General features: G+C 63.8%; 13 protein-coding genes. 7 read left to right on the forward strand and 6 right to left on the reverse strand.

What is annotated here, in order from left to right; all coding sequences use genetic code 11:
* Positions 1-12: 12 nt before the first annotated feature.
* The gene (locus RX331_RS13695) at positions 13-1,119 is read right to left on the reverse strand and encodes a FecR family protein (RefSeq protein ID WP_317257056.1); all 1,107 of its coding nucleotides are present in this window, start codon (positions 1,117-1,119) and stop codon (positions 13-15) included.
* Positions 1,120-1,249: 130 nt separating this feature from the next.
* Between RX331_RS13695 and RX331_RS13700 the strand changes: the two genes are divergently transcribed.
* On the forward strand, positions 1,250-3,043 hold the full coding sequence (locus tag RX331_RS13700; protein WP_317257057.1) for a ShlB/FhaC/HecB family hemolysin secretion/activation protein: 1,794 nt from the start codon (positions 1,250-1,252) through the stop codon (positions 3,041-3,043).
* On the opposite strand, the gene RX331_RS13705 is transcribed toward RX331_RS13700, so the two are convergent.
* Positions 3,040-3,447 (reverse strand): hypothetical protein, encoded by a 408-nt coding sequence (locus RX331_RS13705; RefSeq protein ID WP_317257058.1) that lies wholly within the window; start codon positions 3,445-3,447, stop codon positions 3,040-3,042. The two genes, RX331_RS13700 and RX331_RS13705, sit on opposite strands and share 4 nt — an antisense overlap.
* Positions 3,448-3,673: 226 nt before the next feature.
* Between RX331_RS13705 and RX331_RS13710 the strand changes: the two genes are divergently transcribed.
* Together RX331_RS13710 and RX331_RS13715 are read left to right on the forward strand one after the other, a co-directional pair.
* On the forward strand, positions 3,674-5,134 hold the full coding sequence (locus tag RX331_RS13710; RefSeq protein ID WP_317257059.1) for a caspase family protein: 1,461 nt from the start codon (positions 3,674-3,676) through the stop codon (positions 5,132-5,134).
* Positions 5,135-5,190: 56 nt separating this feature from the next.
* On the forward strand, positions 5,191-7,224 hold the full coding sequence (locus tag RX331_RS13715) for a pyrroloquinoline quinone-dependent dehydrogenase (RefSeq protein WP_317257060.1): 2,034 nt from the start codon (positions 5,191-5,193) through the stop codon (positions 7,222-7,224).
* 337 nt (positions 7,225-7,561) lie between these two features.
* Here the strand turns inward: RX331_RS13715 and RX331_RS13720 are convergent, their stop codons facing one another.
* Positions 7,562-8,023: a PaaI family thioesterase gene (locus RX331_RS13720; RefSeq protein ID WP_317257061.1), complete on the reverse strand. Its 462-nt coding sequence runs from the start codon at positions 8,021-8,023 to the stop codon at positions 7,562-7,564.
* Between the two features lie 169 nt (positions 8,024-8,192).
* Between RX331_RS13720 and RX331_RS13725 the strand changes: the two genes are divergently transcribed.
* The 3 genes from RX331_RS13725 (at position 8,193) to RX331_RS13735 (ending at position 9,228) form a co-directional block, all read left to right on the forward strand.
* Complete coding sequence (locus RX331_RS13725; protein WP_317257062.1) at positions 8,193-8,471, forward strand: hypothetical protein; 279 nt, start codon at positions 8,193-8,195, stop codon at positions 8,469-8,471.
* Positions 8,472-8,555: 84 nt separating this feature from the next.
* The gene (locus RX331_RS13730) at positions 8,556-8,786 is read left to right on the forward strand and encodes a hypothetical protein (protein ID WP_317257063.1); all 231 of its coding nucleotides are present in this window, start codon (positions 8,556-8,558) and stop codon (positions 8,784-8,786) included.
* Between the two features lie 106 nt (positions 8,787-8,892).
* Positions 8,893-9,228 (forward strand): PilZ domain-containing protein, encoded by a 336-nt coding sequence (locus tag RX331_RS13735; RefSeq protein ID WP_317257064.1) that lies wholly within the window; start codon positions 8,893-8,895, stop codon positions 9,226-9,228.
* 85 nt (positions 9,229-9,313) lie between these two features.
* Here RX331_RS13735 and RX331_RS13740 read toward each other — a convergent pair whose 3' ends face one another.
* The 3 genes from RX331_RS13740 to RX331_RS13750 all read right to left on the reverse strand — a co-directional run bounded on the left by RX331_RS13740 (position 9,314) and on the right by RX331_RS13750 (position 10,594).
* Positions 9,314-9,493, reverse strand: a complete 180-nt coding sequence (locus RX331_RS13740) for a hypothetical protein (protein ID WP_283033834.1) — start codon at positions 9,491-9,493, stop codon at positions 9,314-9,316.
* Positions 9,494-10,121: 628 nt separating this feature from the next.
* Positions 10,122-10,328: a hypothetical protein gene (locus RX331_RS13745; protein WP_317257065.1), complete on the reverse strand. Its 207-nt coding sequence runs from the start codon at positions 10,326-10,328 to the stop codon at positions 10,122-10,124.
* A gap of 140 nt (positions 10,329-10,468) precedes the next feature.
* Entirely contained in the window at positions 10,469-10,594 is a 126-nt protein-coding gene (locus RX331_RS13750) for a hypothetical protein (protein WP_317257066.1), read from the reverse strand.
* Between the two features lie 828 nt (positions 10,595-11,422).
* On the opposite strand from RX331_RS13750, the gene recA reads away from it, so the two are divergent.
* Positions 11,423-12,514, forward strand: coding sequence for a recombinase RecA (recA, locus tag RX331_RS13755; RefSeq protein ID WP_317257067.1), 1,092 nt, complete (start codon positions 11,423-11,425; stop codon positions 12,512-12,514).
* Positions 12,515-12,635: the final 121 nt, after the last annotated feature.

Raw genomic sequence — 12,635 nt, forward strand, 5'->3', positions numbered from 1 at the left:
TTGTGGTTGGCTCTAACTTCTGCCTCGGCCATTGCCGTTGCCATGCCCATTGCCGTTCCCGTGCCCATTGGCGTTGCCGTTACCCTTGCCGTTGCCATTGGCACCGTTCCCATTCCCATTCCCGTTGCCTTTGCCGTTCCCGCCGCCGTCGGAGCCGCTGGAAGTCGCTATCGCAGCGCTGACGCTGGAAGTGCCGGCTACGCCTGCCGCACTGTTGGCGCTATTGGCCGGGCTATTGGTGGATGTGCTGCCATCGGACGAGCTCCAGACCGTCTCGCTCCCGGCGGCTTTGCGCCCGCCGCCATGAGCTGCCGATTTGTCATGAGCCAGACCATTGGTCACGCGGTGAACGTTGAGGCGGACTTCTCCGATCGAGGATGAGATGCGGGTCACGCCATGTCCTTGCGAATGCGCGACGGCAGTCCGGCTTGGCGCGATGTTCTGCCCGTTAGCTGCATGGCGTGGCGCGGCGAAGCCGTTGCGCGGCACCGGAATGCGCTCGATCGACGGCGCGCGGGGCTTGCCTTGCTCGATCGGGCTGAACGTCCCAGTGCCGCCCAGCGACAGGCCGGGCTTGCCGTTGGCGAAGGCCGTCGCATGCTGGCCCGCCATCACCTGGGCGATCTGGCCCGACTTGAAATCGGAAACTTCGACCTGGCCGCGGATCACGTCGACAGTGGTCTTGCCGGCGTTGACGGTGACGCGGAATTGCGTGCCCTTCACCACGGCGGCGAGATAGGGCGTCTCGACCTCGAAATGCTTGACATTGCGCTTTTCGACGTCGAGCAGGATCGACCCGGCCTTTTGCACGATCGTGGTCGCGAGCCCGTCCTTCTTCTCGCTGGGGATGCCGATCTCGGAATTCGGCGCGACCATGATCAATTCTTCACCGCGCCTCAGGAGCACGCGTCCGTTGCGGCCGGTGCGCACGGTGTGGCCCGGCTTCAGCACGTCCTCCTGCTTCAGCGATGCCTGCTGCACGCCCGAGCCGCCGACCCAAACCTCGCCCGAGAACTTGCTGACCGTCCACGCGTCGCCATCGGCAGCGAAAGCGGCCGGGGCCGTCGACAGGATGAAAGCCGCCGCCAAGGCTCTTGCGACGTGAGGAATCGCACGCATCAAACTCTCTCCGATTACCGCTTTGTCCCGGCATGCTATCGGAAATGTTTCAAGATTGAGTGAGCGAGAAGCGTGTACTGCGCGGGACGCGTTAACCATCCATTAACCATAAAAAACTATTAAAAATCAGATGGCTAGCAGTTCCGCGCATGAGAAGAGGTTCCTCTCCGTAGATGTACGGAGAAGCGCGGGTGCAACCGTCGTCGTCCGATATTGCCTGCCGCTGCTCAGCCTCGGTTTGTGGACTGCCGCGTGTCTTCCGACACATGCGCAGCACGCAAACCAGCCAGCTTATGATCCGAGGCAGACCGAAAAGCGCTTCGAGGATCAACAAACGAGCCAGGGCGCGAGTGGACGGCCTCGACTGCCATCGGCGCAATTCGCAGGAGCGGACCGGCAGGGGGAGTCCAAGCCGCTTTTTGTGCTGCGGCATGTCGCGATCAGCGGCGCCATTGCGATACCGCAGGGCAGGCTGGTGAGCGCGTATCAACCCTATCTCGGAAAAAAAGTATCGCAGGCAGATCTGGCGGCGATCGCCGGTGCGGTCAGCGACGCCTATCGCGCCGCTGGCTTTCACCTCAGCCGGGCAATTGTTCCGCCGCAGGACATCCAGAGTGGGCGGCTGCGCATTCAGGTCATTGAAGGGAGCATCACGGATCTGACGCTGAAAGGAGATGCTGCCGGACAATTTGGCGTCCGCTCGATGCTGGACGCTGTATTGGCGGAACGGCCGTCGCGGCTCGCGACGCTCGAACGACAATTGCTGCTGATCAACGGCCGGCCCGGCGTGCGGATCGAGGACACCGCGATCGAGGAGATCGGCACCGCGAGCGGCCAATTCCGCCTGATCCTCTCCGTTAAAACCTGGCACGTCTTCACGTCGTTCGGCTTCGACAATCTGGGATCGTCGTCGGTCGGTCCGTGGCAAAGCTACGGCACGGCCGCGTTCAATTCCTATCTGACGCCAGGTGACTCGTTTGTGGTCAATCTCTCGACCACGCCCGGCGATGTGCGCCAGCTTGCGTTCGGCCGCCTATCTTACGATATGCCGGTCGGCACCGATGGCGCCCGCATCGGCGCGTCGGGCTATTACAGCGAGGTCTGGCCCGGTGACTACCGTCACCTCTACAGCGACAACATCAAGACTGAATCGTTCGAGATACGCGGCAGCGTCGTGCCCTTGCAGTCGCAGAAATCCGCGCTGACGCTCACTGCGGCCGCCGGCTTCACCAATGCCAACGAAAACGACGTCTTCGGCCCGATCTATGCCGATCGCATCCGCACGGCGAGCCTGACGGCGGACTACCGCCTGCAGGACAATTTCGGCGGCACCAATTATCTGACGGTGAATTATCGCCAGGGTCTCGATATCTTCGGTGCGTCGCACCGCGGCGACGACTATCTGTCGCGCGTCGGCGCATCCGGCAATTTCTCCGCATTGAACTTCTGGTTCACGCGCTACCAGGCGCTGGCGGATGCCTGGTCGTTGAAACTGGCCGCGGCCAGCCAAGCCGCATCCGGCCCGTTGTTCACCTCGCAGCAATTCTATCTCGGTGGTTTCGCGTTCGGGCGCGGCTATGGCAGCGCCGAGATCAGCGGCGACAACGGCCTTGCGGGTTCCGTCGAACTGCGCTTCGACCAGAAGACTAGCCTGCAATATCTCAGCGGCTATCAGCTCTACGGCTTCGTCGACAGCGGCGTTGCCTGGAATGACGGGTATCGCCCCAGCGATGGCATCACGCTCGTCTCGGCCGGCGCCGGCGTCCGCTTCTTCATGCTCGACGGCCTGCAGGCCGACATCGGCGTCGCGATGCCGCTCAGCTATCGCGCGCCGGACAATCCGACCCGCGGCGCACGCGTGCTGTTCTCGCTGTCGAGCGCGCTGAAGCTTTGTCCGGTCCGCGCAGCGACCCGCTGCCTCTAGATCGGTTCGTAGTTCTCGCTGGTGCAGGTATCTTCCGGCTCGATCTGCCGGCGATCGGCGATCACCCCGTCGGAAATCTCGATCCGATAGGTCTGCGTGCCCAGCGGCTTGCCGGTCACCGAAACCACCTCGGCCTTGACGCATGCGGTCCAGCCGGGGCCGCGGAGGTTGGGACGCGGCTCGGAGACGCGGACATCGCTCGGTTGCGAGGCCGCCACGAATACCGAGTCCAGCTTTTCTTTCAGCAAGCGCTTGACGTTGGGCGGCGGCTCGAGCGGAGCCGGCTCGGGCGCCTTGGCGCGCATGAATTCTGGCACCGGCGAGCGGGTGTCGGCAAAGCCGCAACCCGCAAGCGCCAGCGCTGCGCCCGCTACCAGCGCTATGTGAAACCCGATCCGCCGCATCCAAGGTTGTTCTTAGCCCGAAGGCAGCGTTCCGGACAGGCCATTGCGGTCCTGTCAACATAACGATCCCGCGACTGTGATTCACATCACTTCGCAGGACCTGGGCCTGCGACAACATCGCCGCTGAATCGGGCTTCTTGTCACACCTCTCATTGCGCGGCCGGCCTGAACCTTTGGCCGCAAGGCCGTGACCAATCGCTAACCTGTATTGTCTGGAGCTGGCATCATGTTCCGTCACGCGCTGCTCAAGCTGATGATTCCCGCCGCGCTTGTTCTGGGAGCACACCCGGCCTTCGCCGAGGGCCGTCTCGCGCTGGTGATCGGCCAGTCCGCCTACCGCTCGGTGCCGGCGCTGCCCAATCCCGCCAATGACGCCAGGGCGGTCACGCAATTGTTGACCGATTCCGGCTTCGAAGTGTCGACCGCCTCCGACCTTTCGCAGAATCAGATCCGCGAGGCGGTCAGCGAATTCGCCGGCAAGGTGGCGGCCAAGGGCGCCGACACCGTTGCCCTGGTGTTTTATGCCGGCCACGGCCTGCAGGTCGACGGCGAGAATTTCCTGATTCCGGTCGATATCGACGCCAAGCGCGAGGCCGACATTCCGCTCCAGGCGGTTCGCCTCAACGACATCCTGAATACGCTGACCTCGGTGCCGAGCCGGATGCGAATCCTGATGCTCGACGCCTGCCGCAACAATCCATTCCCGGAACTGAAGACGGCCGGCAGCGGCCTTGCGCTGGTCGACGCCAAGGTCGGTGCGCCCGGCACGTTCCTGTCGTTCTCGACCTCGCCCGGTGCGGTTGCAGAGGACGGCAGCGGTTCCAACAGCCCGTATACGACTGCGCTGCTGGCGGCGGGCCGGGAGCAGAACATTCCGATCGAGGAGACCTTCAAGCGGGTGCGTCTTGCAGTGAACAAGGTCACCGAGGGGCGGCAGACCCCGTGGGACAGCTCTTCGCTGACCGAGGATTTCCGATTTGTAGGCACGTCGGTCGCCGCACCGAAGCCCGCCGCGGCACCCAAGAAGACGGTGGCCGAGTGGACGCGCGACCTGAACGGCAAGCCGGTCGAGGCGGCGAACGAATTGATCGTGGCTGACGGCACCGACGAGGCCTATGAGGCGTTTGCCGGCCTTTATCCGCAGACGGCGCTCGGGCGGCTGGCACGCGAATGGCTGGTCCGGCACCGTCGCATGGTGGCGTGGAACGATGCCGTGCTGATCAACACCGCGTCGGGTTATCGCTCCTTCCTGACGAAATTCCCCGACACCGATCTCAGCGCGACCGCCCGCAAGCTCGAACAGCGGCTGCGCAACCGGCCCGAGTTCACGCCGGCTGTCGCGGCCGCCAACGCCGCGATCCCGCAAAACGTCGCGCTGACCTGTCCCTGCAACGCGCAGCCGCCGCAGCAGCAGCCGATCAAGGTCAATGCGCCGGTTCGGCGCGTCGAACCCGATCCTCCGAAGAAGCGGGCCGATCGCAAGCCGCCGCGCCGGAGCGATCCCGATGATGACGAGGTGGTCGTCCGCCGTCCGCCGCCGCGCGTCGTCTACGATGCGCCGCCACCGCCGCCGGTCAGCATCGGTATCGGCATCGGTCTCGGTGGTCTCGGTGGTTTTGGCGGCGGCCGCGGCGGCCACTATGGCGGCGGCCAGCATGGTGACGGCTATCGCAGGGGTGGCTACTGAGGTAGCGATAGGATAATTGATCCCGCAAGCGTTGCGACGCGCTTGCGGGGGGTGGAATGCGAAATCCAGTTCGTCTGCTTGCTTTCTTCGTTGTCATATTATGCGTCTGTGTTTCGCTTCCGGCGCCGGCCTGGGAGCATTGGGGCGGCGATCGCGGCGGATCGCGGTTTTCGCCGCTCACCCAGATCACGCCCGATAATGTCGACAGCCTCGTCCGCGCCTGGGAATTTCGCACTGGCGATCTCGACAGCCGGCCGCCCGAGGCGATACGGCGCTCCAAGTTTCAGGCGACCCCGCTGCTGGTCGAGGACAGCCTGATCTTCTGCTCGCCGTTCAACGAAGTCATCGCGCTCGATCCGGCCAGCGGGGCGCAGAAGTGGCGGTTCGATCCGAAAATTTCGACCAATCAGCGCCCGGCCAACCGCTACAATTGCCGCGGCGTCGCCTATTGGGTCGATGCCAAGGCGGCCGACGGCGCCGTCTGCCGCGCGCGTATCTTCATGGGCACCAATGATGCGCGCGTCATCGCGCTCGATGCGCGGTCCGGCGCGCCTTGCGCCGATTTCGGTGCCAATGGCGAGATCAAGATCGACATCGGCATGCCGCTGGAATGGCCCGGCGAATTCCAGCTCACGTCGGCGCCGGTGATGGCGCGCGACACCGTCATCGTCGGCTCGGCGATCGCGGACAATCGCCGGGTCGATGCGCCTCATGGCACCGTGCGCGCTTTCGATGCGCGTACCGGGCACGCGCGCTGGAGCTTTGATCCGCTTGATCGCAGCGGCATCAGCGCCGGCCACGCCAATGTCTGGGCGCCGATGTCGGCGGACGAGGAGAGGGGCCTCGTATTCCTGCCGACGTCCTCGCCGAGCCCGGATTTCTGGGGCGGCAAGCGGCCCGGCAACAACGCGCACGCCAACTCCGTGGTGGCGCTGCGCGCCGAGACCGGTGAGCTCGTATGGTCGTATCAGACCGTGCATCACGATGTCTGGGATTACGACCTGCCGGCGCAGCCGACGCTGGCGCGCATCGAGACCGGTGACGGTCAGCGGGACGTCGTGATCCAGCCCACCAAGCAGGGATTTGTCTTCGTGCTCGACCGCGACACCGGCAAGCCGGTGTGGCCGATCGAGGAGCGCGCCGTGCCGCAGGGCGGCGCCGAAGGCGAGCAGCTCTCGCCGACGCAGCCGTTTCCGACCCATGTGCCGGCGCTGCTGCCGCAGCAGATTTCGCCCGACGACGTGTTCGGCCTGATCCCGTTCTGGGAACGCGAGGTCTGCCGCGCCAAGGTCGCCGCCGCCCGCAATGACGGCCTCTATACGCCGCCCTCGACACAAGGCACGGTCGTGTTTCCGATGACGGGCGGCGGCGTGAACTGGGGCGGCGCTGCCTTCGATCCCGTCAACCAGATCCTCGTTGCCAACACGACGCGGGCGATCCACATCGTCAAATTGATCCCGCAAGCCCAGACGCAAGGCTTCGAGCCGCCGCCCGGGCACGATTTCGGCCGGCAGCAGGGCGCACCGTTTGCGATGACCCGCGCAGTGGCGCTGTCGCCGCTGGGGCTGCTCTGCAACAAGCCGCCATGGGGCGAGATGGTCGCGGTCGATCTCAAGGGCGGCAAGGTCCTCTGGCGTTCCCGCGTTGGCACCACGGAGGACCGCGCGCCGCTCGGCATTGCTTTTCCATTCGGCACGCCGCTGGTCAGTGGGGTTGCGATCACCGCGGGCGGGCTCGTCTTCACCGGAGCGATGGATGCGTATTTGCGCGCCTTCGATGCGCGGTCGGGACGCGAGTTGTGGCAGGGGCGGTTGCCGGTGCCGGGTGTCGCCAATCCCATGACCTACATGTGGAAGGGCGAGCAATATGTCGCGATCGGCGCCGGCGGTCATTCGGAGTCCGGCACCACGATCGGCGACAGCGTGGTCGCATTCCGCCTGGCGCGGCCCGGAGAGTCGCCCTCGCTCCGCTCGCGCACGATCGATCGGCCGGGTGGACGCTTCATGAGCGGCGCGATCACAGTGGGGTTTTTGGTTTTGGCGATGGCAGCGTTCGTGTGGCGCTGGCGGCGGCGCAGGGTGAGGGCGTAACGCGCACCGCATATCGTCATTCCCGCGCATGCGGGAATGCAGGCGGCGGCTTTTTATTTTTCGCGTTGATGACGCGCACGCCTTCGCCGGACCTGCGGCCGCCAGAGTAATGCGAACCGCCCAAAAGCAAAAGGGCCGCGCATTCGCGCGGCCCTCCGCCAGCCCCAAATTGTTCGGGATGAAAACACCGCGCTGGGTAGACCAACACTACAATCGGTTCGTAGGGTTGGAGTAGTCCGTACAACTACGGTCGCGGACTCGAAGGCCGCACATCATGCGGTAGCCTTGTCTTCATGGTGACACGTCGCTTGCGCTCCTTTGCCCACCCTTCGGTTTTCTACAGCATCGCAAACGCGCTCGAGACCATCGCGACCGGCTTATTATCGGCCGCGGAGAGAAGCGTGACGCGGCCAAAGCTCATGGTGCGGCCGAGGCGGACCACGCGGGCGTCGGCCAGCACGTCGGAGGCCGAGACCGCGCGCATGAAATGCGTGGTCTGGTCGACCGTGGTCATCGCGCGATAGCCTCTGATGGCGGCGAGGTTGGCAATCACCATAGCGGTGTCGGCAAAGGCCATCAGCGCCTGGCCGGAGACCGTGCCGCCGTTGCGGCACAGCCGCTCCGAGAACGGCAGGCGCAGGATCGCGCCCGGCTGCCACTCGGCCGCGTCGCCGGATGGCGTCACGTCAAAGCGTTCGACGGACAGATTGAGATCCATCACCCATGGCGCAAATACTTCGCCGAGCACGCGCCGCGCGTCCGCGATGCCGAATTCCGCCGCCTGTGGCTCTTGTTGCATGAACGTCGGTTTCCTCATTCGTCTTGTTGTCGGCGTATTGTAGTGGTCATGGCGGCGAAGGAAACAGCGGTGCCGTCGAACCAAAGGCGAGGGCGGTTGCGCTTGGCGGCACCATTGGGCTGGTGATATCTTTCCAGGCAGATGCTGAAGTGCCCAAAGGAGAGTTTCAATGAGAGTGCTGAGCGCGGCCGCGGTGGTCGTATGTTTGACGGTGCCGGCCTTCGCACAGATGCAGACCCCCAACATCAACCTGATGCCGGAAGTGAAGACCCTGTCGCCGGAGGAAAAGGAGCAGGAAGTGGTGAGGGACAAAGCCTACAAGGACTCCCTGAGGAAGATTCCCGACGCCAAAACGTCCTCTGATCCCTGGGGCGCCGTCCGCAGCACCGAGGCGCCGAAGGCTGCCGCGCCGGCCAAGAAGAGCAAGACCGGCAGCAGCAATCAGTGACGGCGCCGGGGTAGCCGAGCGGGTAGGATTCGTCCGCCGGCACCCTTATATTAGACCTGTCGTCATGGTGTCTGGAGTTGCGACATGGTCTTTCGCCCGCGTGATCTCGCGAGCCGGATGGCCGCCCGGCGCAAGCCGGGCGACGGCTATTTGCGCGAGACTTTTACGCTGCCGCGGGAAGAGGCCAGGGCGAGGGCGCGCGACTTCCTCAACCGCTATCCCAAGGCCGCCTATATGAGTTCGGTCGAAAGCTGGCGCGAACTGCCCGGCGGCGACATCGAGTTCACGATGCGCCGGCTTGCCAGCGCCGATTAGGCGGCGGCGCGCCCTGCGATAAATCACCGATACCCCGGTTTTTGCCGAATACCGATAACCCGGTATTCAGGTGTTGCGCCTAGTATTTCTGCGGACAGGAGAAATCATGGCGAGAGACCGCAAAGACCTCGGTGCCCGCAAGTTCGTCCGGGTCGACCTACAGAAGCCGGGATTTCTAATTCCGGCGCCCGATGCACCGTGGATCGAATGCTACATCCTCGATATTTCCGAGAATGGCGCCTGCCTGGATGTCGGCGACCTCGCCGTGCCGAAGATGTTCGGCCTTTCGCTCACCGCGGGTGGCGAGGTGCGGCGGGTCTGCAGCCTGATCTGGCGCCGGGGCGAACTGGTTGGCGTCCGCTTCGTCTCCGCGCGGGAATTGCGGCAGGGGACGCCACCGCCAAGCGAGCCGGACAAGGCTTCCCACAAGGCGCACGCCTAAAGCCAGTCAGCGCAACTTTCCGCCGATTCCCTGCAGCGTTTCGGACACCAGACGCGGCCGATCGCAGGCCATGCCGCAAAGTGGCTCATTCCCGCTCGGCTTTTTTTAGTTCCCGATCGATCCGGAGCTGGACCCGCCGAATGGCAAGCAGGTTGAGCTTGGCTTCCGTCTTGCCCGTGACGACCTTGTCGCCGATGCGGAATTGCCATTTCCAGATGCCCGGCGCGACCGCCGTGACGGTGTATTCGACGCCCTTATGATTCATTACGAAAATCCCGCTGCGGCCTCACCGCTTCAAATTCAGACCTCGTACTTAAAATTGCAACTATTAATCAATACAACTAAAGAGATTTCACCGCCGCCGATGGATGCAGCGGCGGACGGCAGGTAAAGGCGAAATTCCCGCACGGCCGGCCATCAGGGCCGTAAATTTTCCTAGGCTCCAGCCGGTAGCAATGCCCGCCGTGGCGCTGCGTTCCTCCGGCAGGTCTAACCCCGTACGGGTGGCTGAATTCCGATATCGGAAGCTGGGCCCGGCAAAACACTGCGCCGCACAAGCGGAATATGATCGCTTGGCGGCGCAGGCCTATTCCCCGAGTGATGCAATGTCCCAGGCAAGCATTTGGTCTGGGCCACAGCCAAAAGGTTCAACGCGGGACGCGACGTATCGGGCGGACGATTTTGGGCCCTGAAACGGGGGCTTAGGGCAGGCTGTATCTGGTCGCTAAGGGCGGGGCGGTCTTTGGATTTCCGCGCCGTCGGCGACCTCGCTGCATAGCCCCATGTGGCGGGGTCGTTGGGGCTTGCGCGCCGCGGCGTCGCCGCGGGGACGCTCGTCCCGGCCGCCGGTCTGCCAGGCATGCCGCACGGGCGGAGGCTTGCCGCCGGACGCGCTATTCCTGACGCGCGGGATAGGGCTGCCGCGGCGGTATATGGGTTCGCGACGGCGTATCCGGGCCGCGGATCGGCTGCGGCACCCGCGAGGGGTCGGGGTTGCGGCTGAGGCTGAAGGGCCGGGTGAGGAAACGGGCGCCAAGCTGTTGAAGCGTCGGCAGGGTTTGATGGGGCAAGGCGAACTGTGTGTGCATGGTGCCAAGCATAAAGTCGCCCACTTGACGGACGGTTCAGACGAAACCGCAAGCATGCCTAAAATTGTAAGCGATGCGCGAGCTGCACTTCAGCTTGGAGATGACGTCCGGAAAAACGATGAGGCCGCGCTGTGGCGGCCTCATCGCGAGAGCTAGCCATCCGGCTGCTCTACATCAGGCGGCCGGGGGCTGGCGTCCGGCGCCTCTTCACTCCTGGCGGAAAGGTCGGCGGCCTTGTCGAGAAAGCCGGCGGCGACATCCGGATTCGTGGTGGCCATTGCAAACTTCAGGAAAGTCGCGGCTTGTTCAGAGAGATATTTTTTACCCGGCACAATATGGTTCCCCGTCACTACCTGCCGCACCCGCTCCGACTACGCGCTGCGGCGGAATCCGTTCCGGGAGGAAAAGTACAAAAGTGAACTTTGTGGCGGCCGTGCAAGGGGCGGGGTCGGCCGGGGGACCGGCCTGGCATCACTCCTTGCCGAGAAGCTTGCCGGTTTCCTTGTGGATGAAATGGAGCCGGGTGCAGGCGAGGCAGACGACCGACACATAGGCGTTCGGCTCGTCCTTCGGGGAGGTTTCCGGAAGCCAATGCTGAACATTCGTGCCCAGTTGAGGGCATTTGAAAAGGATGTGACGACCCATTCGTTCGACTAAGCAGAGCCTGCCGGCCGGGTCACTTCCGTATGATTGCGTAGCTGGGGAGGGCGGATGCCGCCTGATTGGGGCATCCCGCAGCCCGTTTCAGCCTGCGTGGCAACTATTGCGGCAAGGAACGTCCGAACCCCGATGGAGAACCGTTTTACGTTTGTGAGGATTGCTTCCACGTCTGGTCGCCCGAGTCTTTCCGGCGGCTAAGGGTCCTCATTGCCGACTGGCTCTAGTGGTTTCGAAATAGCGCCCTGCGACCGGATTGAGGTTAGGAAATCCGCAACCTTGAATTGGGGAAGGGGGCGCGTAGCAGGGATAAGTGCCGTTCTGCGGAAAGAACATATTGCGAACATAGAACAAACGTGGTACGAAGATTCCCACACGAAATCGAACCAAAAAGCTTCTCGCCGCCGTTTGTCCCGCTCGCGAATCCCCGCCATAAGGAGCACGTAAAGATGTCCGCCACTGCCCTGCGTATCGTTGAAGGATCCTCCATGGATAAGACCAAGGCCCTGTCTGCCGCGCTCTCCCAGATCGAGCGCCAGTTCGGCAAGGGCTCGGTGATGAAGCTGGGCAAGAACGACCGTTCGATGGATGTCGAGACGGTCTCGACCGGCTCGCTTGGGCTCGACATCGCGCTCGGCGTCGGCGGCCTGCCGAAGGGGCGGGTAGTCGAGATCTACGGACCGGAATCGTCGGGCAAGACCACGCTGGCGCTGCATTGCGTGGCCGAGGGACAGCGCAAGGGCGGCATCTGCGCCTTCATCGACGCCGAACACGCGCTCGACCCGGTCTATGCCCGCAAGCTCGGCGTCAACATCGACGAGCTCTTGATCTCGCAGCCTGACACCGGCGAGCAGGCGCTGGAAATCTGCGACACGCTGGTGCGCTCCGGTGCGATCGACGTGCTGGTGGTCGATTCGGTCGCGGCGCTGGTGCCGAAGGCTGAGCTCGAGGGCGAGATGGGCGATGCGCTGCCCGGCCTCCAGGCGAGGTTGATGAGCCAGGCGCTGCGCAAGCTCACGGCCTCGATCAACAAGTCCAACACCATGGTGATCTTCATCAACCAGATCCGCATGAAGATCGGCGTGATGTACGGCTCGCCGGAAACCACCACCGGCGGCAACGCGCTGAAATTTTACGCTTCCGTCCGCCTCGACATCCGCCGCATCGGCGCGATCAAGGAGCGCGACGAGGTGGTCGGCAACACCACCCGCGTCAAGGTGGTGAAGAACAAGCTGGCGCCGCCCTTCAAGCAGGTCGAGTTCGACATCATGTATGGCGAGGGCGTCTCCAAGATGGGCGAGATCCTCGACCTCGGCGTCAAGGCCGGCCTCGTCGAAAAGTCCGGCGCCTGGTTCTCCTATGACAGCCAGCGGCTCGGGCAGGGGCGCGAGAACGCAAAAGCCTTCCTCAAGGCCAACCCCGACATGACCGCCAAGATCGAGATGGCGATCCGCCAGAACTCGGGCCTGATCGCCGAGCAGATTTTGGCTGGTCCCGCAGAGCGCGATGCCGACGGCGAGGAGCCCGGCGAAGAAGAATAAATTTGAGAATCGCTTCAGGGGTTAAGGCCTGAAGCGTAACAGACGGGCGCTGCGGACGTTGAGTTGCCGACGTTCGCAGCGCCCGTTTTTGTTTTTGAGCCGTTTGTTTGTCAGTTGTAGG

Origin of the sequence: Bradyrhizobium sp. BWA-3-5 (assembly GCF_032917985.1) — a bacterium.
GTDB lineage: Bacteria > Pseudomonadota > Alphaproteobacteria > Rhizobiales > Xanthobacteraceae > Bradyrhizobium.

Bases quoted from the DNA above. Each gene is read 5' to 3' on its own strand.
- RX331_RS13695 (WP_317257056.1), bottom strand. From the start codon at position 1,119: ATGCGTGCGATTCCTCACGTCGCAAGAGCCTTGGCGGCGGCTTTCATC.
- RX331_RS13700 (WP_317257057.1), top strand. From the start codon at position 1,250: ATGGCTAGCAGTTCCGCGCATGAGAAGAGGTTCCTCTCCGTAGATGTA.
- RX331_RS13705 (WP_317257058.1), bottom strand. From the start codon at position 3,447: ATGCGGCGGATCGGGTTTCACATAGCGCTGGTAGCGGGCGCAGCGCTG.
- RX331_RS13710 (WP_317257059.1), top strand. From the start codon at position 3,674: ATGTTCCGTCACGCGCTGCTCAAGCTGATGATTCCCGCCGCGCTTGTT.
- RX331_RS13715 (WP_317257060.1), top strand. From the start codon at position 5,191: ATGCGAAATCCAGTTCGTCTGCTTGCTTTCTTCGTTGTCATATTATGC.
- RX331_RS13720 (WP_317257061.1), bottom strand. From the start codon at position 8,023: ATGCAACAAGAGCCACAGGCGGCGGAATTCGGCATCGCGGACGCGCGG.
- RX331_RS13725 (WP_317257062.1), top strand. From the start codon at position 8,193: ATGAGAGTGCTGAGCGCGGCCGCGGTGGTCGTATGTTTGACGGTGCCG.
- RX331_RS13730 (WP_317257063.1), top strand. From the start codon at position 8,556: ATGGTCTTTCGCCCGCGTGATCTCGCGAGCCGGATGGCCGCCCGGCGC.
- RX331_RS13735 (WP_317257064.1), top strand. From the start codon at position 8,893: ATGGCGAGAGACCGCAAAGACCTCGGTGCCCGCAAGTTCGTCCGGGTC.
- RX331_RS13740 (WP_283033834.1), bottom strand. From the start codon at position 9,493: ATGAATCATAAGGGCGTCGAATACACCGTCACGGCGGTCGCGCCGGGC.
- RX331_RS13745 (WP_317257065.1), bottom strand. From the start codon at position 10,328: ATGCTTGGCACCATGCACACACAGTTCGCCTTGCCCCATCAAACCCTG.
- RX331_RS13750 (WP_317257066.1), bottom strand. From the start codon at position 10,594: ATGGCCACCACGAATCCGGATGTCGCCGCCGGCTTTCTCGACAAGGCC.
- recA (WP_317257067.1), top strand. From the start codon at position 11,423: ATGTCCGCCACTGCCCTGCGTATCGTTGAAGGATCCTCCATGGATAAG.